Here is a 20,758-nt window from a genome sequence, read left to right on the forward strand (position 1 = left end):
AAAACTTAACAGATAATAGATAAAGTATGAACTGAGAAGTGCCTGTAGGAATATTTTACCATTCCACTTATTAAAAACCTTTTTCATTCGCTGAAACATCTTCAATTGCTAAAATAGCAAGTTTTCTTGATAACTTCATCCTGCTTTTATTCCATTTCAAGTCAAAAATATCCGGCTTCATCAAACCCAATAGTAAAAAAGCACTCACATCAGGGCAAGTTTGTATCAAATCAATTACAAACTAAACCCCCGAAAACATGAAAAATTTAAAATTAACACTCGGAATTTTAGCCATATTATGTATGGCTTCTCTTCAAGGAAAATCGCAATCCATTATTGGACAAATTGAAGATGAAAATCAAGAGGCCGTTCCTTTTGCGAATGTAGTCTTACTTAACAAAACTGACAGCAGTTTAATCAGTGGAACCACTTCTGGCATGCAAGGAAAATTCAGCTTGCAAAGTCCTGAGCCAAATGATTACTTATTAAAGATATCTGTGATGGGACTTACAGACTATTTCAGGACAATCAATAAATCGGAAAGCACTAAAGATCTCAATTTAGGTGTGATTTCGATGAAAACCAGCACAGAAATACTGGAGGCAGTAGAAGTAAAAGCACAGCGTCCTCAATTTATTACCTATGCTGATAAGGTGGTGATGGATGTGGAAAACACCAGCTTACATGATGGAACCACGGCTTTGGAAGCCTTGAGTAAATCTCCTGGAGTTTGGGTAAATAAAGATGGAGAGCTTTCCATTAATGGCAAAAAAGGTGTTCGAATTTTGCTTGATGGCAGACCAACTTATGTAAGCGGAAGCGATTTGAAATCGATGTTGGAAGGCATGTCCGCTGAGTCTATTAAAAACATAGAAGTGGTCTCAAACCCATCAGCAAAATACGATGCAGAAGGAGCTGGCGGTGTGATTAACATCAACTTTAAGAAAAACTCTACTCGCGGGCTCAGTGGTAGCGTATTCTCAAATTATAGATTTAATGGTGCTCATTCTACCTTTAGCGGACTAAATTTAAGTGGTAAGAAAAATGGTTTGGGCTATTATTTTAACGCAGATGCGGGTTCTACTCCTTTTTGGAGAGACATGCAAGCTAAAAGAACGGTAGCACAAAATGATTTTGTTCTTACGCAAGATGTGAAAGATAGAAGAGATCTATACAAAACAAATGTCATTAGTGGATTTGATTACCAATTAAATGATAAGCTTTCTTTTGGATTGAGTTACAGGGGCACAGGTAAATTAAGAGATAACCACTGGGATACAGAAAGCAAGATAGTGGAAGGCGAAAATCAATTTGATGTGGATGCCTATAATGACAATGACGTACAAACACATAATCACACAATAAATGGATTTTTTAAATATGATTTCTCGGATGTTTCTAAAATTAGCTTTGATGCTACATATGCAGATTTAAATACTTTTCAGCAATCACTATTCCAAAACTATTATAAAAATGAAGCCAGAAATTATGAGGAATTAAGCAATGAAAACGAATCCTTCTTTAACATTAACAGTATTCAAACAGATTATGAAACGCATTTGAATGGGATTGACACAAAATTTGAAACGGGTTTAAAATATAGCCAAGTGACCTCTGACAACAGTTTAGATTTCTACTTAAATGAAGAGGACGAAAAGGTTTTTGATGTAAATCGTTCTAATGAATTTTTATATAAAGAAACCATAAAAGCAGGCTATATTAATTTCAGCAAAAAAATTGGAGAGAATACAAATCTTAAGGCTGGGCTTCGAACTGAACATACTTTAATGGACGGTACTGCCACACAATCATCTTTGGATGATGGTAAAATTAAAAGAGACTTTTTAAGTTTTTTTCCAAGTGTTTTCCTTCAACACAAATGGACAGACAACTACAGTACTAATTTGAATTATTCCAGAAGAATTTCAAGACCTCCTTATATATTTTTAAATCCAAGCATTATGTACACGGATCCATATTCCTACATTATTGGTAATCCAGAAATGAAGCCAAGATTTACCGATGGTATTACTTTCACACAAGTTTTTACTCAGCAATTTAACTTAAGCATTGGGTATGATGAAGCAAAAGATTTCATAAGCGAAATTCCTACTGTAGATCCTTCTAACAACAATACAGTCTTTCGAATGGGTAATATTGATGAAATGCAAGCAGTAAATTTAAGTATTTTGGCTCCTGTTCAAATAGCCGATTTTTGGAGCCTTAATTTTCAGGGAATAGCTACTTATCAGAAATTTTCAACAGTGCATGAAGGACAAAAAATCCTTAACAAAGGAACAACTTTTAATATCAGAGCAACTCAGAGCATTCAGTTGCCAGGTGAAATAAAAATGGATGTTTTAAGTGCATATCAAAGTCCGGAAATTTATGGTGTATATCAAATGGAGGGTTATTGGTTCACTGATGTAAGTTTCAAAAAATCTTTTATCAATGAAAAACTGGATGTTTCAATAGCCTTTAATGACATCTTCAGAAGCTTTAAGTTTACTGGTTCATCTGTTGTGAATAACAATTTAACTAAAGTTACACAATATCAATATCAACAAGGTATCCGATTAAATTTACGCTACAAGTTTAGTTTAGGTGATCAATTCAAATCCAAACAGAAAAAGATTAATTTGGAAGAATTGCAAAGAGCGGGGGGAGCGTAATTGAAGTAATTCAGTAAACTCCCGTTAGGCCCTAGCCGTTTGGTTAGGGCTGTTTTTCATTTTGATACAAGCTTATGAATCTGCTCTAAATGCTCCTTCTGCAAAGGCTTTGTAAAATAACCTTTGACTAAATTGAATTGATCAGATTTTGCAATATCCGCCTTATCTGATGATGAACTTAGCATAAAAACATAGGTGTTATTAGAAGAAACAAAGGATTCAATATTCTCCAAAAACTCCCATCCATTCATGAGCGGCATGTTGATGTCTAAAATAATAGCATAGGTTTTATCAGGCGAGTAATCCTCTTTTAAATACTCTAGCGCATAAGTACCGTCCAAAAATTTTTTGGGTTCTTGAAAAAATGTATCTCCTTCGAATATCATTTCTGATAGCTTTAAGGAAATTTCATCATCATCTACTATAAGGTTTTTCAAATTATTCATTTACTTTGGTCGTTAATGTTTACTGCTTGTGATTTATTAACCACAGATTTCACTATTTCATCTAGTTCATCAGCAGATTTCAATATGTGATTATAGAAAATCGTTTTATCACTTTCGCTAATCTTTTCATCCTTCATGGCTTGCACTAAGCCCATTAAACGTGCTAAAGGTGCCCTTACCACATGTGATTGCGTCCATGCAATATCCTTTAATATTTCGTTTTGTTTTTCAACTGCCTCTATATGAAGATTCCTTTCTGTTACGTCATTCACTAATATAATTTGAGCTTGGCGTCCTTTATATTCAAAACTATTAGAGCGTATTTCCACTTTAATTTTTTCACCATTCTTCTTTAAATGGGTGAATTCGCCATGAAATATGTTTTTATGTGGTTTCCTTACATTTTTTATTGAATTTTTCAATGCTGGCAGTTCCTCTTTGGGCCGAATTTTAGTAATATCCATCTTAAGAAATTCCTCATAAGAATAACCATAATGTTCTATGGCCGCATCGTTTACGTCTAAAAATTTGAGTGTCTCCTTATCAAACACCCACATGGGTAATGGGCTAAAATGAAATAGATCAGAGTACCTTTGCTCCGATTCCTTCAAATTCACCATTATTTTATTTCGCTCTATATTATATAAAATGCTTTTATGAAGTACCGTAGCATTTAAAACATCTTTTAATAAATAGTCTGATGCGCCCAAAGACAAGGTTTTGATAGCAAAATCTGCATCAGGATATCCTGTTAAAATGATAATGGGTATATTTTTAGAAACATTTTTAATTTCATTGATTAATTCTTCTCCTTGTTTATCGGGAAGACTAAGATCAAGAAATATTAAATCAGTGTGAGTCTCTGTATCTTTAAGTATTTCTGTAGCTGACTTAAAATCTTTTGCCCATTTGATGCTTTTAGTCACATTGGTTTCATCAAGAAAATCCTCTACCAAAAGATAGTCACCAGGATTATCTTCCACTACTAAAATATCATATCGGCTTAAATTTTTTGACATATCATTTTTTACCTCTAGGTAAACTTACAATGCTAAACCAAAATTGTTCAATCCCTGAAATAGCTTCCATAAACTCATTAATTTCTACAGGTTTACTAATGAAACAATTCGCATGATTATGATAAGCTTTGTTGATATCACTGTCAGCTGAGGAAGTAGTGAGCATAATAACAGGTATTTGCTTTAATTCTTCATTGTTTTTGATTTCAGATAAAACTTCATGGCCACTCATAATAGGAAGGTTAATATCCAATAAAATTAAGTCTGGCAGAATTGCATCTTCGTATCCCTCATTCTTCATCAGATGATCTAATGCTTCTCTACCATTTCTAGCGACATCAACGGTATTAATAAATTTACTATCTTCCAAGGCCTCTTGCGTTAATACAATATCGCCTTCGTTATCCTCAACTAAAAGGATACGGATGGGTTTTGGTTTCATTATTCCTTTTTTCATTATTTAAAGCTAATAAAGTTTTTAGAAGCTCATTTCGCACTCTATCCTAAATCATTACACAAAAATTTTTTAAATATTTTAATTCCATTTTAACTAAGTCAAACCTTTAAATGGTATGAAATTTAATTCAACAAAATATAAATCAAATTCCAACACCTCTCTAAATCAATGACTTTTGTCATACTTTTTAAAAAGGGTGTGGGTTAAATTAAAATATTTATAAGAAAATTACATAAATTAATCGAGAAATAGTATATATAAATAGTAATTTTATATTAGCTACTAGTTTATCTAATGACCAAGAAATATTACATCAATAGTTTTTTAAGGAGATAATTTTATTTAGGAATAGTAAAGTAAAAAGTTGTTCCTTTTCCCACTTCCGATTCAAGCCAAATCCTTCCCTTTTGGTTTTCTACTATTTTCTTTACTATAGCAAGCCCCATTCCGGTGCCTGAATAGGCTGTTTTATTATGAAGTCTTTGGAAAATATTAAATATTCTTTCAAAATATTTTTCTTCTATGCCAATTCCATTATCCTTTACCGTAAACTTCCATTCATTTTTAAGCTCTTGAGCTCTTATTAATATCTTAGGCCTTGATTCTGCATGCCTGTATTTCAAGCCATTGGAAATTAAATTTTGAAATAGCTGTATCATGGGAGATGGATGTCCCTTAATGATTGGCAAATTATCAAAGAGTACTTCCGCATTTAATTCTTCAATCTGCTTTCTGTGCAATAAACAAACTTCATTTACTACTTCGTTTAAATCAACATCAACAAAATCCTCTTCTTCCTTACCTATTCTTGAAAAATCTAATAAATCCAATATAATTTGGCGCATTCTTTTGGCACCATCTACCGCAAAGTCAATATATTGATGTGCTCTGTCGTCAAGCTGTTCACCATATTTCTTTTCAAGTTGAGTAAGAAAACCGGATACCATTCTAAGCGGTTCCTGTAAATCATGAGAGGCAACATATGCAAACTGCTCTAATTCGGCATTAGAAATGGAAAGCTCATGGGCTTGTTTTTCAAGTTTTTCGTTTATATCTAAAAGCGATTTTTCGTAATTTTTTCTGTCGGAAATATCGGTGGTGGCACCAATCATTCTAATGGCATTTCCTTTTTTATCTCGCACTATATAACCTTTATCAATAACATAGGCATAAGCCCCCGATTTTTTTTGAAAGCGGTATTCTTCTTTCCAAAAATTCACCTTTTTATCGGCTAAAGCTTCATTTTGGGATTTTAATATATGCGCAAGGTCATCGGGATGTACATGGCTTTTCCAAAAAGGCTTTTTAATGTTGGCTTCCTCATTAGAATAACCGAACTGCCTTTCAAAACCGGTTCCAAAACGGATTGATTGCCCTGTACTTAAATCCCAATCCCAAATGGCATCGCTAGTGGCCAAGGCTACTTTTTCAAAACGTTCATTGGAGGCCCTGATTTTTTCCTCAGCTGTTTTTCTTAGGGTCACATCCTTGAAATATACTGCTAATCCTTTTTCTGAGGGGTAGGCACTTACTTCAAACCATTTTTCAAGGGGAGGAAAATATTCTTCAAAATGAACAGTCTCTTGATTGTCAACTGCTTTATGATATTCTGTGTAAAATTTAAGGTTTATGGCCTCTGCATATTCTTCCCATAAATTCTTATTGAGGATATCCTTTCGTTTTTTTCCTAAAAGCTTTTCCGCTTCTTTGTTCCAATAAGTAACGGTCCAGTTATGATCTACTGCGAAAAATGCATCCCCAATACTCTCAAGTATATCTTCCTTTTCTTTTAAGGTCTCTTGAGCTTTTAACTCAGCACGCTTTTGTCCATCTATATCTTGATAGCTACCAAAAATACGGCTGGTCTTATTTTTTATTCTATCGGCCTGCCCGATGCAGCGGATCCATTTTTCGGATCCTTTTTTAGTATTGACTAAAAGTTCTAAATCAAATTCCTGACCAGTATCAATTAAATTTTTGATGGCCTTTTCAATTTTAATCTTACTTTGAGCTGTATAAAATGCCAATCCTTCGGATATTGAAGGTTGATAATCAGCTTCTACCTCAAGAATTTTTTTGGTCATAGGAGACCAATAGACTTTTTCCTTTCCATCCGCTAAATTCAACTCCCAACTTCCTATTTTGGCTAACTCCGCTGTTCTATCCGCCAAAATTTCTAATTCTCTCAGTTCTGTGATATCCGTAATAATAGAATCCCAGATAATAGTACCATCAATAATTTTTTGAGGATTGCCAAAGCCTTCATGAAACCTTATGGAACCATCAGGCATGACATAGCGCCATCTGGACTGCCATTTGGTTAAATTTTCCGCAGACTCCATTATGGAGTCTTTAACCTTATCTAAATCTCCACCTTTTTCTATATTTTCCCATATAATACCTGGGTCTTCCATCCATTTTTCAGCCGAAACTCCAAAAATCTCCTTTGCTCCCTTACTTACTAAATCTACTGAATCACTTCCATCCGGTCTTAGGTGAAACTGAAACAAAACCCCGGGGATATTATTGGAAATATTTTCTAATCTTATTTCAGTAATTTTTCGATCATGGATATCTTGAAAACTTCCATACAAGCGAACACATTGCCCATCTATAATTTCAGCATTTCCCTTTGCCCTTACCCATTTTTCATTCCCTTTGTAAGTAATGATAATAGCCTCAAAATCAAATGAGATTCCATCTTGCACCGCTTTTTCGACCGCATGGTTTACTTGCTCATGAAAATCAGGATGATAAAAATTCACGGCTTGATTCATATCAGGAGTGAAATCTTCAGGTACTTCATGGATTTCTTTTGTCATAGGTGACCAATAATGAGCATTAGTCAACATATTGATCTCCCAACCCCCGACTCTAGCTAATTTAGTAGCATTTTCAACAGTTTGTTGCAATTCTATATTTTCAGTAACATCTCTTCCGTAAGCAAAGACCAAATCATCAGGCCCAAAACTTTCTGATGAACTCCAAGAAATCCATCTATAATCTCCTGACTTAGTTCTATATCGGTTAATAAAGTTTTTCGATTGCTTTTCCCCTGTTTTTGTTTCATCATATACCTCTTGAGTTTGATTTAGATCATCAGGGTGAATAAGGTTGATAAAAGGTTGAGAGGTGAGTTCTATTTTACTGTATCCCAATAAATCACAAAAAGCTGGATTTACTTTCACAAAGTATCCATCAGTGTTTGCCACTGCCAAAATTTCAGGGGCATAATCAAAAAATAATTTTAATTCCTCCTCTTGTTCTTTTCTTTTAATTTCCTCCCCCAATACTTTCTCCAATACCTTAAAATTATGGACTTCGTGCGCATGATTTTCAATTTCCGAATCTTTTGCAAAAAGGATGACCCCGGTAATGGAATTGCCAAAGTAAATCGGATAGGCAATGGCTGATACAAGCCCTGTAGCTTTTGCCCCTTCTTTTCGCAAAAATTCAGGATTTGAGGATATATCATCCCACTTCAAAAAATTCTTCTGCTTCCAAACCTTCCCTGGCAAGCCTTCATCTTTATAAAATTTTGAAGGGGAATTATAGCTGTAAAATTCAGTGGCAGATTGAGTACGATCATATTTTGCACTTAACCTTAAACAATCCCGATCTTGACTAACCGACCATATTTCCCCTAGACTAAAATTGGGAAATTCAGTTAAGTATTTGAGCCCCTTTTTTAAAGACAGTTCCAAGCTTTTTTCCTTTTTAAAAATAAGACTAATGTTTTGTTGGATGTCTTTCTTTATTTGTTCTTGCTTTAAATGGGTGTGGTCACGCAATGCCCCAATCATCCTGAGGGGTTTTCCATTTTTATCTCTTATCAAATATCCAACTTCCTCTACATAGGCGTAATCTTTATTTACATCTTGAAAACGGTACTCATAAGACCACTTCACTTCTTTATGGTTTGCTAAAAAAATATCGAGGCTTTGTAGTACCTCATCCAAATCATCAGGATGAATCATTTTAGCCCAATCATTTAAAGTGAATCCATTAGAATTGAATTTATGACCAAATACCCTTGTAAGGCTATCGCCCCAATAAATATGATCCTTTTCAATATCCCAATCATAAATAGCATTATTGGTGGCTTTATTAATAAAAGTAAAGCGGTCATGGCTTTGCTCAATACTTTTTATATGAGCATGATTTTGAAGTATAATGGAAACTATGTTGGCGGCTCTGTTGAAGACACTGATTTCCAATTCTTGAGGATTCTTTGCTTCTTTATTATAGATGGCAAAAGTTGCCATCACCTCACCATTAGAACCGAAAATAGGTTGAGACCAACATGCTCCTATTCCAAATTTTTTGGCCAAATCCCTATATCCAGCCCATCTTTCATCTGTCAACACATCAGCAGCAATAACCCTTTCCTTTAAATAAGCGGCAGTTCCACATGACCCTTGATTTAAACCAATAGGTAAGTCTTCAATTAATAAGAGGTATTCCTCGTTTAAATTGGGGCTACATAGATTTTTAAGTTTATTGTTTATAATTGATATAATTGAGGTATTGATACCATCAAAAAGCCTATCGATCCCTATCAAATAATCCTTAAATATATTCTCAATCGGTTTTTTTGATGTAATGCTCCGCTCCATTAAGGTTTTTTCCAGTTCATCTAGCTTATCTTTGATAAAGTCCTTGCTTACATCACTGATAGCCCCCACCATTCGGATGGCTTTACCATTTTCATCCCTTAAGATTACCGCCTTGTCTTTAACATGTGCATAATTCCCGTCTTTCTTTCTAAAGCGATAAAAGGCTTCCCACTCAGTATCATCCTTATTTTCAAGAGCAGAGAGTATGCTTGATTTAAATTCTTGAAAATCTTCAGGATGAACAAGGGCATCCTGCCATTCTATGTTATTATTTGCTTTAACTTGATCAAAACCAAATTTTTTGAGGTATCCCTCACCTAAAAAAAGCTCATCTTTTATTACATCATAATCCCAAATGCTTTCGTAACCAGCTTTCATGACTAACTCGAGCCTTTCATTGGTTTTTTTCAGTGCAGATTCATATTGATAGCGTTCCGTTACATCAGAAGATGTTAAAAACACCCCTTCAATTTTTTTACTTTCCGATTGGATGGGGCGAAATTTTATTTGGTAGTGCTTAAGTTCCTTATCAGCCGTAATTTTTAAGATTGCTTTTGCCTTGTTGCCTGACCAAACTTCCTTTAAAATTTTTGTTAATTCTTCCTCTTGGTCTTCTCTTGCCAAATTGGAAAGTTTAAGGCCTTTTTTAAGTTCTTTCTGAAAAAGCATTTCATAATGCGTTTCCATTTGTTTGTTGTAGGTAATTACATTTAACTCATGATCTAAATACATAAAGGCTTCCTCTGTATTATTGATGAGCAACTGTAGCTCATGTAATAAGGAAAGCCTTTGGCTGATATCCGTACCTGTACCGAATATGCACTTTTCCCCTTTGTATTGAATAGTGGATGCTGTGAAGTAAATCGGGACCTTACCATTGCTTTTTGTAGAAAGCCAAGCTTCAATTTCAGTATATCCCTTTTTTAAAACTTCTTTTACATGATTTTTCACCTTCTCTTTTTCCTCCCCTTCATACATTTCCTCAGGAGACATGGAAGCAATTTCATCATGATCATAACCTGTGATTTCCTCAAGTTGCTTGTTCCACAATAGGTGTTGCCCTTTTTGATTAAAAAGGAAAAAGGCAGAAGGCAGATTTTTGATAATATTCAGCGTAAGTGTGTTTTGCTGTTTAATTTCTTCCTCTGATTTTTCAAATTCAGTTATGTCTTGAAAAACCCCTATGAGTTTAATCGGATTTCCTTTTTCATCTTTAAAAATATTAGCTTTTGATCGAATATGGATGATATTACCGGATTTTGAGAGCAATTTTTTCTTAATAAAGTACTCAGCATCATTTTGCAGTACATCCTCCATTAATTTTGTGGCTCTTTCCCTGTCTGTAGGGTGGATAACTTCTATGCCTTTTTCAAATGTAACCTCAAATTCTTGTGGTTGGTAGCCTAGCATTTGAAATACACCATCCGACCATTTGAGTTGGTTATTCTTTAAGTCCAACTCCCAGGTTCCTGTATTAGTCAAGGATTCAACTTGATTATAAAGAAGTTTCAGTTTTTCAAATTCAACAGGATCCATAGATGCTAATAGCTAATTGTCAATTTTATATCAAAATTGAACATTTTATATACAGCAATATAATAAAATCCTAGTTGATTTGTAATAAAATATAGATGAGTTATTGTTTTTTTTATTTGTAATATAAATAATGCTATTTAAGTATTATTTTCCTTAATCTTTGATTGAGCATGAAAATCCAACATAAAAACTGCCATAAGATAAAAAGGGACCATCACAATTCTGTAACGGGAAAGCGTACCGAAATTATAAGTGGAAATTCCCACTCCAAAGGCAAAAATAATGGCGAAAATCAAGCAAAATAATATAATTGGCGATCGAATACTTTGAGTGATATGGATAAATCTATTTCTATAAAAGAGCCTGATAGTCAAACCCAATAAAAATAGCGCTTCTAATGCTGAAAGTAGCATTAAAGGATTGTTAACTTCCCACAGATAGGGTCGAAATAAAGAAACATTAATAGCTTGTGGTGCTAATCTAATCATACTGCCAAAGGTTCCGTCCAACTCTCCCAGTGAATAACCTGAACCTGCATCCTTACCTGTCCAGTAGCGAATGTCATAAGCCGTTACTTGTGCTGTTTCAGCTATTTGGTCCAATGCATATCTACTGTTATCCTCTCCGGCTTTTAGTGCTACAAAATAAGCTAATGCGACTCCAATTGTGAGTAAAAAAGGAGCCACCATTACCCTTGCTACCAATGAAGGGATTCTTCCAATTCTGTAAAAGAAATACCACAGGATTAAGGCTGGCATTAAACATAAAAATATGTAAAGCTTAATGGAAGTGATGATATAGATAGACAACAACAATAAAATAATATTCAAAACCAACTTCTTCCTTTCAAAAAAGATCTGAATGAAGGCATATACCAGAAAACCCGATGCGCCTAATGTAACCGTATCTTTTAAAATACCTGAGCCCCAGAAAAAAACGGTCGGCACAAAAAATATGGCTATGGCAAATTGAAGCTTGAGTTCGGGGTAAATATTACAAAATGATTGATACATCAACCATAAACCCCAAAAAGAGAAAAACGCAAAAAATAAAGCCACTCCCGCGTAAGAATTGTAGGTTAGCACTCCAAAAACAGCCGCAATTCTAACCACAAAATAAGAGGTAGTATCTCGATACATCCATATTTTAGAGGAATACTTATAGGTCTCAGGATCAAATTCACCATCGGCCGTCAATAATTTAAAACCAGCGGAGAAATTATCGTAAAAAGCCTCTACAATATGGGATGCCCCATGCGTGTAGTATGAAAAAGTATCCCCTCCACCATAATAAAATTGATAAATTAAGCCTACTCCAATGGCACCCAACATCTTTAAAATCAGTGCCGGAAAAAAATATTTTTTAGTTTCCTGATCAGCTGAAATCTCTCTAATTCCATATGCAATAAACATTAGAACAAAGAATGTGACTGGCGCTATGAGGAAATCAATGGGTTTCACTGCCTAAATCTACAAATCTTTCAACTTATCTTTGGCACTTTTGAAAACCGCTTGCTTCCGTCCTGCCTTTTTCTTAGCTTTTTTATAATATATTATGGCCAGTTCAGGTTGATCCTGCTTTTCAGCAATCAGTCCCAGATGATAAATACTGAAAAGATAATAGCCTGCTTCTTCTTCCCCTACACTTTCGGAGGCAATCATCGCTCTTTCGTAATATTTTTTGGCTTCATCTAACTTTGCCTGTCGTTCATAAATTTGTCCCAAGAAAAATCCTGCGTATCTTCCGGAAGTACCCCCATAACCTGCCTTTGCACTGTCTATATTTTGGAAAATCTCTAAACATTCTCTTTCAGAGTCTTGAATTCTTCCAGCTGTATAAAGCAAACGGGCATAAAACCGGTGGAAATAGGCATTTTGTGGATATGTTTCATGTAGATATTCTGAGAGCTGTAGCCCTTTCCTTAACTCTCCTTCATCTAAAGCCCATATTCGCATTAGGAAATATTGAGCTTCCGTTCTGGTATAAAAAGCATTTTGGGCTACTTTGGTCAATTGCTCCATGCCCAATTTTTTATCTCCATCATCAAAAAAACTTAAAACTGGTTTTAGGATTGGATAGTGCTCAGGTACCCATTCTACATAATAATTGTACAGAGCATCCCCGAAAAGAAATTCAGGACTTAAATTTTTATTGCCCTTGCTTTCCTCCATATAGTTTAAAGCATTGCGTGCTTCGAAGGCCGCTTTTGTCCAGCTTTGATTTTCCGCATAAAACCTTCCTTTGAAGCCATGAATGGCCGCCAGAAAAAAAGTGGCTTCCATGTTTTCATCATCCTTTTCTTTCATGAACTCCGCATAATATTGAGCGGTATCCAAATAAGCGATCATCTTTTCATTATTAGGATAATGTGAAGGTTCGGGCAATATTTTCCACCATTCATTTAAGCCATATAAGAAGTAGGGAAGTGGATGATTGGGAAAACGGTAACGCAACCACCTGAAATCTTTTTCCACTTTGTCGTGCTCTGCATTATAAATGGCATTAACGGAAGCATTTACTTCCATTTGGATATACATATTGTTCAACAGGATACTGCTATCCTGTTCCATAACATATTGGGCCTTTAGGGGCCAGGCTAATCCCAGTAAAAACGTAATAAAAATTAATTTTCTAATCATTTATTTATCTCTAACAAATGCAAAATTAAAAAAGCTCGACTTAAATCGAGCTTTTTAAAAATTTATATTGATTTCAAATGTTTAATGTGCCATTTGTTTTTCTTTGAATTTTTTAATTTGTCTCCTTAAAGCTTCAGAAGCGCTATCAACTCCAGCTTCAAAAGAATCACTTTTCTCTTTTGCAAATAGCTGGTTTCCCGGAATATTTAATTTCACCTCTACGATTTTATTAGCATTATTCGAGTCTTTGTCCAATCTTAAAAATACCTCTCCATCGATAAATCGATCATAAAAGGTTTCCAATTTGTCAATTCTCTTCTGAATAAAGTCTAACAACTTTACGTCTGCGTCAAAGTGGATCGAATGCATTTGTAGCTTCATGATTTTTGTGTTTTATGGTTAAACTTACGCTTTAGGATGTGCCTGATCAAACACTTTTTTGAGTTTGTCAAGCGAATTATGGGTATAGACCTGAGTAGCGGCCAAACTGCTGTGTCCCAGCAAATCTTTTACTGCATTGAGGTCTGCCCCTTTATTTAATAAATGTGTTGCAAATGTATGCCTCAGAACATGAGGACTTGTTTTACTGATAGTCGTAACTTGGTTGAGATATTTTTTCGTTATGCGATTTATCATCATTGGATAAGCTTCGTTTCCATTATTAGAAACGATTAAAGCTGTGTTGCCGTTGCCGGAAAACATTTTATTTTTATGGGAAATATAAATATTCAATCGGGTCAAGATTTTATTATGAAACGGAATCACTCGCTCTTTATTTCCCTTTCCTAAAACTCTTATGGTTTTGGATTGGATATTGAAATCTGAATATTTTAACCCGATCAATTCTGACAACCTTATGCCTGTACCGTATAAAAGCTCCATGATTAAGGCATCTCTACAACCTTCAAAATCATCGGTAAAATCAATCAGGTTTAAAAGATTATCCATCTCTTTTTCCTGCACGAATTGAGGAAGTTCCTTGCTGGTTTTTAAAGCCTTAATTTTTTGAGTTGGGTTTTGATTGATGGCTTCCCTAGAAATTGCGAATTTATAAAATGCCCGTAAGGAAATAATTTTCCTATTGATACTTTTCGGATTGATTTTTTCTTGCATCAAGCTCACAATCCAAGCTCGGATATGGCGATGCTCTGCCTTCAGTAAATCATGTGTTTGATATTGACTTTCCAGAAATTTAGAGAACTGATTTAAATCATTTTGGTAGGAAACTAAAGTATGGTGGCTGTAGCGCTTTTCAAATTCCAAATATTTCCAAAAAGTATTGAGCATAGATTAGTTGAGCTATCAATAAATTTACGGAAAGGAATACTAAAGTTTTAAGCAAAAAAAAGTTAGTATCCTTTCTATGCAATTATTGCAAGTGGATACTAACTTAATAAATTTATTTGAGAAAAGCTAAATAAAAATTAGCTGTCTAAATCCCTCATTTTTTGCCTATAGGCGGCACGGATAACTTCTTTTCTTCTGGCAACAGAAGGCTTTACAAAGTGTTGACGAGCACGTACTTCTTTCAAAGCTCCGGTCTTCTCAAACTTCTTCTTAAAGCGTTTTAAAGCTTTATCAATTGATTCGTTTTCTTTTACGTTTATTACGATCATTTTTTACACCTCCTCTCGTGAATATTCTCCCAAAATTTTTAAGCTGTTGTTTATTAATCAATTAGCCCTTTGTTTTGAGGACTGCAAAGGTAGAAGAATGTTTTTGGAAAACCTAATGCCTTGATAATTTCTAATTATGCGAAAGTTTAAACTGGTTTAAAGCACTCCTGTCATTCTATAAAAATCATACATACTGACCCGAAAAGCCTCTTTTTTATCTGAATCTAGAAATAACGGGCGCTTTTTGTTTTTATAGTGGACATACATTTCCACCTCATCGGTCATTTTATTGTAAAGTTTGCTAGCAAATAGCATTTCATCTCTTCTCTTTTCTCCTTCCATTGAAATATTTCCTTTTTCAGTTGACTCTATTGCTTCCCAATACACTTGAAAACTTTCTTTATCAATGCTTTTGGTCATTTCTATGATAGGATAAACTCTATTAACCCGCCAATTGACCACCATTGATATATTGAAATAAAAATCTGTAGTATCGGTTTGCCGATCTTCATGGCGGTAAATTCGCCAACCACCTTCTTCCATGACTTCCAAATCATAATTGGTTTGCCTCATATTTCTGAAAAATATATAAGCATCATCAGTATAATTGAATCTTAGTTTTTCCAATTCTACTTTTTCTGAGGTATTTACTGAGCAAGCAACACTGCTTATTAAGAATAGTATAATGAATTTATTCATGGTAATTGAAACACTATCTATGTCTTATGGTTTTTCCTAATAACTTGATTCTTTTCAATAGGACTCCATCACTTCCTTATACCGAAAACAACTTTGCAAATGGTCATTCACCAAACCACAGGCTTGCATGTGTGCATACATTATGGTGCTACCCACAAACTTGAACCCACGCTTTTTTAAATCTTTGCTTAAAGCATCTGATTCAGGAGATGTAGCTGGGACATCATTCATGGTTTGTAACTCATTGATGATAGGTTTGTGATTGACAAACGACCAAATGTATTGATCGAAGCTTCCAAACTCTTGCTGTACTTCTATAAATTTTTGGGCATTAATGACCGCTCCATTAACTTTCAATTTATTGCGGATGATTCCAGCATCCTGCAATAACTCTTCAATTTTAGTTTGATCAAACTCTGCTACTTTTTTGGGATCAAAGTCAGCAAAAAGCTTTCTGTAATTCTCTCTTTTTTTTAAAACCGTAGCCCAACTTAATCCAGCTTGAGCACCCTCCAAAATTAAAAATTCAAAATGCTTTCGATCATCATGAACTGGAACTCCCCATTCTTCATCATGATATTGAATATATTGATCAAAACCCAAGCACCAAGGACATCTCTCTTTCTTAATGGACATAGCTTCCTGCATTTATATCAATAGTCGTTCCCGTGGCATGATCCATTAAACCGCTCATCAACATGGCAATGGTAGGGGCAACATCTTTTGGTTCCGTTAATTTTGTAAGCGCAATATCGTTTAAGGCATAATCTTCACCGTATTGGTTAATAAATTGTTGCGCCATATCCGTTCTTACAAAACCCGGAGCAACCGTAAAGGCTTTGATATTTTGTTTTCCAAAAGCTCTGGCAATAGATTTAGTTAAAGAAACCACGGCTCCCTTTGAAGTGGCATAAGCCAAATAATCCGCAGTATCGCCTCTAAAGGCAGCACGAGAAGAGATATTGACTATTCTGCCCCCTGTTTCCTGTTTTTGGAATTGCACTACGCTTCTTTTGCATAATAAGCCTACTGCATTTACATTCACATCCATGGTTTTGAGCCAATCATCTGTCCATTCTACTGCATTTTTATGGATATCGGACGATAAAGCAATTCCTGCATTATTGACAATGCCATCTAATCTACCATCAAAATATTCTAAAGTCTCACTAAATAGTCGTGCTACTTCCATAGCGCCAGATAAATCAGCTTTTATTAAATGAATGCTTGAACCCAATTCGGCCTTCAGTTTCTGGGCGGATTCTTCATTTCGATTATAATGAGCGACTACATACGCCCCGCATTCAACTAAGGTTCTGGTAATGGCGGCACCAATTCCTCTGGTTCCGCCTGTGACCAATATATGTTGATTTGAACAGTCAATTTTCATGTTAAGTAAGTTGATTGGGTTATCCAAAGTCAATTTAGTAAAAATTCTAATCTATCGAAGTGATAAAACTAAAATCATTGGGCAGGATTGGCCTCAAAATAAATAATTTCCCCATCTTCTATTTCCAAATTGATCTGCAATGGATTACAACAAACCTCACAATCTTCCACATAGGATTGTTTAGATACGCTGATATCAATCAGCATACTGATTTCTTGGAAACAATGGGGGCATTGAAAGAAATGTTCTAACATATTTTGTAGTTTTGATTATAACAGAATTCAATTATCAACGTTTCGAATTATATGAAAAAATTAAGCTTAACAATCGCAACTATATTTTTACTGGTACAATTTGTTAACGCTCAGGTAGGAGATAGTTTCCCTGAGATGACAGGGACAAGTTTAACTGATGAGGAAATCACCGTTCCCTCAGCTACCCAAGATAAAATGACCTTGATAGGGATTGCTTTTAGCAAGAAAGCTGAGGATGATTTGAAAACATGGTTTCAACCTATTTGGGAAAGATTTATTAGGGAGGCAGACCCAAATGCTTTAATTCCAGAAATGAAGCCTGATGTAAATGTGGTTTTCATTCCAATGTTTACTGGATTAAAAAGGGGTGCTTCTGGTTCCGCCATTAAAAAAATGCAAAAAGATGTTGATAAAAAATTGCACCCTCATGTAATTGTGTATAGTGGAAAAATGGGTGATTATGAAGACCAATTGAATATGACTGAAAAAGACCAGCCTTATTTCTTTGTAGTTAATAAAGCAGGAGAGATAATTTATGCAACGGCTGGCAGATCTTCCATTAAAAAACTAAACGAAGTGGAAGAAATGGTAACAGATTATTGAATCAGGCCTAAATATTTCATAAAATCTAATATCAAATTTATAGATCCTGAAAATAGCAAATAAAATAACTGCCTTAAACCCCTTTCTGAAAGGGGTTTCCATTTTCCATCATGATGAAATAACTTTAATAGCGCCTTTCATTACCTCGGCTTTTACTTCCCTATTTTCTCCTTTTAGTTCACCGTCCACTTGCAAGAGCTCGGCTTCTTTACAGAAAATTTTGGCTTCTTCTACCTTATAAATTTCTACATAAGGGGAATTTTTAATGTCACCCAAAAAAGACTCTAAAGTTAAAGATAGTAAATCCCTCAATGGAATCGGTTTAAAAATAACCAACTCAAAAGAGCCGTCATCTAGTTTACTTCCAGGGTTGATGACCGCACCTGAACCATAGCTTGAAGCATTGGCCATTACTATCATTTCTGCCTTAATATCTTTTTGAGTACCGTTAAATTCAAGGCTGAATTCAGTGGTTTTTTTATCCATCAACGAACTGAAAAATGCTTTTGCATAAGCCAACATGCCTCTATCCCCACTTTCTTCAAATTCTCTTATCATTTTGGCGTTGAAGCCTAAATCACTCAAATGAAGACAAATGAACTCTTCATTAATCCAGATTACATCCATTGAAATGGTTTTTCCTCTTAGGATAATATCCAAACTTTCCGCAATGTCTTCTTCAATTTCTAATTCATAAGCCAATCCATTGGCAGAACCAAGAGGGATTATCCCTAATTGTATTTCAGAATTTAATAAAAGTTGGGCGACTAAATTTACGGTTCCGTCACCTCCACAAGCTACTAAGGTGTCAGGCTGATATTCAGAAATTTTTTTCCTCATTTTTTCGGAATCATTTTCACCTGTTGTATAGAAAACCGCATATTCCTTATTATTTTTAGCACATACACTTTTGATTTGATTCTCCAATCGGGATTTATCCGAATTACCTGATTTAGGATTAATGATAAAAAGTAATTTAAACGGGATCATTTAACTAAAAATTATAAATTATTCTACGCTCGCTCAATATACGATTTGCCCTTTATTTAAAACGATTATTAGGCATTATTTCTCCACCTAAAATTGTTCCTTTTATGGGCTATGGTAGAAATAATCTTATTTATTTGAAAGGAGGTGTTTTGGAAAATCGGCCTGAGTTTGAGGTTAAAGAAACGGATAAAAGAAGAAAGAATTTTCGAGTGATGCTTTCCCGTTATTTAAGCTCCCCTATTCCGGAAATGGAGGTTAAAATTATTCTAGGCGATGAAACCTTTTTCACCAAAACCGATGAGTATGGATATTTTAGTGCCTGGGTAGAGCCAAAGCAAAATTATAACCCTGGTTGGCATGATGTGAATTATAGTATAATAGATGAAGGGAATGAAATTTACCGGGCGACAGGAGAATTTCTGGTAGTGGGAGATGAAGCAAAATTCGGTACTATTTCAGACATAGATGATACCATTTTAGTTTCTCATGCCACTCAGCTATTTAAGAAATTTCGTCTCATCATGACCAAAAATGCCAAGACAAGATTGCCTTTTGAAGGGGTGACTGAATTTTATGAAAAATTAAGAGCCGAAGCCAATCCTTTTTTTTATGTCAGCAGTAGCGAATGGAATTTATATGATTTCCTTCAGGATTTTTTCAAAGTCAGAAATATTCCCAAAGGCCCATTTCTTTTGCAAGAATATAAGTCGGGCTTAAGGGATTTACTTTTTACAGGAGGGGGAAGTCACCAACACAAACAAGATAAAATTAAAAGATTAATGACGCTTTTCCCCAATCTCAAATTTATTTTGATAGGCGATAGTGGTCAAAGGGATACGGAAATATATAGACAAGCATTACATGAATTCCCTGAAAGAATTTTGGCTGTTTATATACGTAAAATCGGCAAGAAAGATAATTTTGACCAAGAAACCACTCAAGAATTTCAAGATAAAGGTGTTCCTCTACTGATGTTGGAAAATACAAAAGAGGCTGAAAATCATGCCAAAAAAACGGGGTTTATAGTAAAATAAACACCTAAACCAGCTTTAATTTTCAGTTATTATCCTTCCTAATATAGAATTTAAGTGAGTAGTACAAGCTATTTACATAGGTGTTAAGAGGATATGTAAACTCATCATTGAATTTTACACTTCTAAGCGGAGAGTTTAAACCTCGCAAGAACTTTACCTCTAAGCCTAGCCTCCAATACTTAACTTCTCCACCTATTGCCAGATGATGGATAAATGGCACCATAGGGTTCTCCTCCACAAACTTCTTGGCTACTTCAAAACGCCTGATGTTATTATTCAACCATCTGGGTGTAAAATCAGACGCATATAATGTCTCATCCTTATGATGCATATAATGAACTTCATAGCCTGCAAACAAACGCATATCTAAACCTCTCTTGAAATGAACTGAGGGCAAAATTCCCAGCGTATAATTTTGATATTCAGTTGTGAAAGCACCAGCTTGTGGAATGATAAATCCTTGAGGGGGATTATAATCATAAGGAGATATGAACAAATACCGTCTGAAAGTAGAAAGATCATAGGTAATACTGAAATAGGGAAGCATCTTTAAGGGTTGCTCAATAAAAATTCCTAAATAAGGAAAGCGAGGCTCATAAATATTCCAAATTGGCGTGTGAACTTTAACATCAATGTCATTATATCTCCCCGATATATTATTTGCCATCTGATAATTATACATCCCTATTTTAGGGCCAAAGTTCCATTCTTTCTGTGCTTTGATGGGGTTTAAGAAAAACAAAAAACTAAGGAAGGTAATAATCAGGGTTAATAGTTTGACTTGCAT

The 20,758-nt window shown here is 34.8% G+C and carries 19 protein-coding genes; 3 read left to right on the forward strand and 16 right to left on the reverse strand.

Annotated elements, in window-relative coordinates; translation table 11 throughout:
* Window positions 1–70: 70 nt before the first annotated feature.
* Entirely contained in the window at window positions 71–208 is a 138-nt protein-coding gene (locus ACFE0M_RS05535; protein WP_434544750.1) for a hypothetical protein, read from the reverse strand.
* Between the two features lie 49 nt (window positions 209–257).
* Here ACFE0M_RS05535 and ACFE0M_RS05540 point away from each other — a divergent pair, with 49 nt between their 5' ends.
* Window positions 258–2,672, forward strand: coding sequence for an outer membrane beta-barrel protein (locus ACFE0M_RS05540; RefSeq protein ID WP_434544751.1), 2,415 nt, complete (start codon window positions 258–260; stop codon window positions 2,670–2,672).
* A gap of 56 nt (window positions 2,673–2,728) precedes the next feature.
* Here the strand turns inward: ACFE0M_RS05540 and ACFE0M_RS05545 are convergent, their stop codons facing one another.
* From ACFE0M_RS05545 to ACFE0M_RS05605, 13 genes are all read right to left on the reverse strand, one after another.
* A complete protein-coding gene (locus tag ACFE0M_RS05545; RefSeq protein WP_434544752.1) occupies window positions 2,729–3,118 on the reverse strand; it encodes a response regulator in 390 nt (129 codons plus the stop codon).
* A complete protein-coding gene (locus tag ACFE0M_RS05550) occupies window positions 3,115–4,137 on the reverse strand; it encodes a response regulator (RefSeq protein WP_434544753.1) in 1,023 nt (340 codons plus the stop codon). The genes ACFE0M_RS05545 and ACFE0M_RS05550 overlap by 4 nt, the downstream gene beginning before the upstream one ends.
* A gap of 1 nt (window position 4,138) precedes the next feature.
* On the reverse strand, window positions 4,139–4,594 hold the full coding sequence (locus ACFE0M_RS05555; RefSeq protein ID WP_434544754.1) for a response regulator: 456 nt from the start codon (window positions 4,592–4,594) through the stop codon (window positions 4,139–4,141).
* A gap of 338 nt (window positions 4,595–4,932) precedes the next feature.
* Window positions 4,933–10,746, reverse strand: a complete 5,814-nt coding sequence (locus tag ACFE0M_RS05560; RefSeq protein WP_434544755.1) for a PAS domain-containing protein — start codon at window positions 10,744–10,746, stop codon at window positions 4,933–4,935.
* A gap of 137 nt (window positions 10,747–10,883) precedes the next feature.
* Complete coding sequence (locus tag ACFE0M_RS05565) at window positions 10,884–12,158, reverse strand: hypothetical protein (protein ID WP_434544756.1); 1,275 nt, start codon at window positions 12,156–12,158, stop codon at window positions 10,884–10,886.
* A gap of 57 nt (window positions 12,159–12,215) precedes the next feature.
* Window positions 12,216–13,385 (reverse strand): tetratricopeptide repeat protein, encoded by a 1,170-nt coding sequence (locus ACFE0M_RS05570; protein ID WP_434544757.1) that lies wholly within the window; start codon window positions 13,383–13,385, stop codon window positions 12,216–12,218.
* 81 nt (window positions 13,386–13,466) lie between these two features.
* On the reverse strand, window positions 13,467–13,766 hold the full coding sequence (gene hpf, locus ACFE0M_RS05575; RefSeq protein WP_434544758.1) for a ribosome hibernation-promoting factor, HPF/YfiA family: 300 nt from the start codon (window positions 13,764–13,766) through the stop codon (window positions 13,467–13,469).
* 24 nt (window positions 13,767–13,790) lie between these two features.
* Complete coding sequence (locus ACFE0M_RS05580) at window positions 13,791–14,672, reverse strand: tyrosine-type recombinase/integrase (protein ID WP_434544759.1); 882 nt, start codon at window positions 14,670–14,672, stop codon at window positions 13,791–13,793.
* A 137-nt stretch (window positions 14,673–14,809) separates the two neighbouring features.
* Entirely contained in the window at window positions 14,810–15,001 is a 192-nt protein-coding gene (rpsU, locus tag ACFE0M_RS05585) for a 30S ribosomal protein S21 (protein ID WP_303271383.1), read from the reverse strand.
* 156 nt (window positions 15,002–15,157) lie between these two features.
* The gene (locus ACFE0M_RS05590) at window positions 15,158–15,700 is read right to left on the reverse strand and encodes a hypothetical protein (protein ID WP_434544760.1); all 543 of its coding nucleotides are present in this window, start codon (window positions 15,698–15,700) and stop codon (window positions 15,158–15,160) included.
* A 54-nt stretch (window positions 15,701–15,754) separates the two neighbouring features.
* Complete coding sequence (locus tag ACFE0M_RS05595; protein WP_434544761.1) at window positions 15,755–16,336, reverse strand: DNA-3-methyladenine glycosylase I; 582 nt, start codon at window positions 16,334–16,336, stop codon at window positions 15,755–15,757.
* Window positions 16,326–17,090 (reverse strand): SDR family NAD(P)-dependent oxidoreductase, encoded by a 765-nt coding sequence (locus ACFE0M_RS05600; RefSeq protein WP_434544762.1) that lies wholly within the window; start codon window positions 17,088–17,090, stop codon window positions 16,326–16,328. Before ACFE0M_RS05600 ends, ACFE0M_RS05595 begins: the two co-directional genes overlap by 11 nt.
* 74 nt (window positions 17,091–17,164) lie before the next feature.
* Window positions 17,165–17,344 (reverse strand): CPXCG motif-containing cysteine-rich protein, encoded by a 180-nt coding sequence (locus ACFE0M_RS05605; protein ID WP_434544763.1) that lies wholly within the window; start codon window positions 17,342–17,344, stop codon window positions 17,165–17,167.
* A 51-nt stretch (window positions 17,345–17,395) separates the two neighbouring features.
* Here ACFE0M_RS05605 and ACFE0M_RS05610 point away from each other — a divergent pair, with 51 nt between their 5' ends.
* Complete coding sequence (locus ACFE0M_RS05610) at window positions 17,396–17,947, forward strand: hypothetical protein (RefSeq protein ID WP_434544764.1); 552 nt, start codon at window positions 17,396–17,398, stop codon at window positions 17,945–17,947.
* Between the two features lie 108 nt (window positions 17,948–18,055).
* Here the strand turns inward: ACFE0M_RS05610 and ACFE0M_RS05615 are convergent, their stop codons facing one another.
* Window positions 18,056–18,937, reverse strand: coding sequence for a diacylglycerol/lipid kinase family protein (locus ACFE0M_RS05615; RefSeq protein ID WP_434544765.1), 882 nt, complete (start codon window positions 18,935–18,937; stop codon window positions 18,056–18,058).
* Between the two features lie 104 nt (window positions 18,938–19,041).
* Here ACFE0M_RS05615 and ACFE0M_RS05620 point away from each other — a divergent pair, with 104 nt between their 5' ends.
* Entirely contained in the window at window positions 19,042–19,971 is a 930-nt protein-coding gene (locus ACFE0M_RS05620; RefSeq protein WP_434544766.1) for an App1 family protein, read from the forward strand.
* 22 nt (window positions 19,972–19,993) lie between these two features.
* On the opposite strand, the gene ACFE0M_RS05625 is transcribed toward ACFE0M_RS05620, so the two are convergent.
* Entirely contained in the window at window positions 19,994–20,758 is a 765-nt protein-coding gene (locus ACFE0M_RS05625; RefSeq protein WP_434544767.1) for a hypothetical protein, read from the reverse strand.

This window comes from Marivirga sp., from assembly GCF_051117495.1.
In the GTDB taxonomy this organism is placed as follows: Bacteria; Bacteroidota; Bacteroidia; order Cytophagales; family Cyclobacteriaceae; genus Marivirga.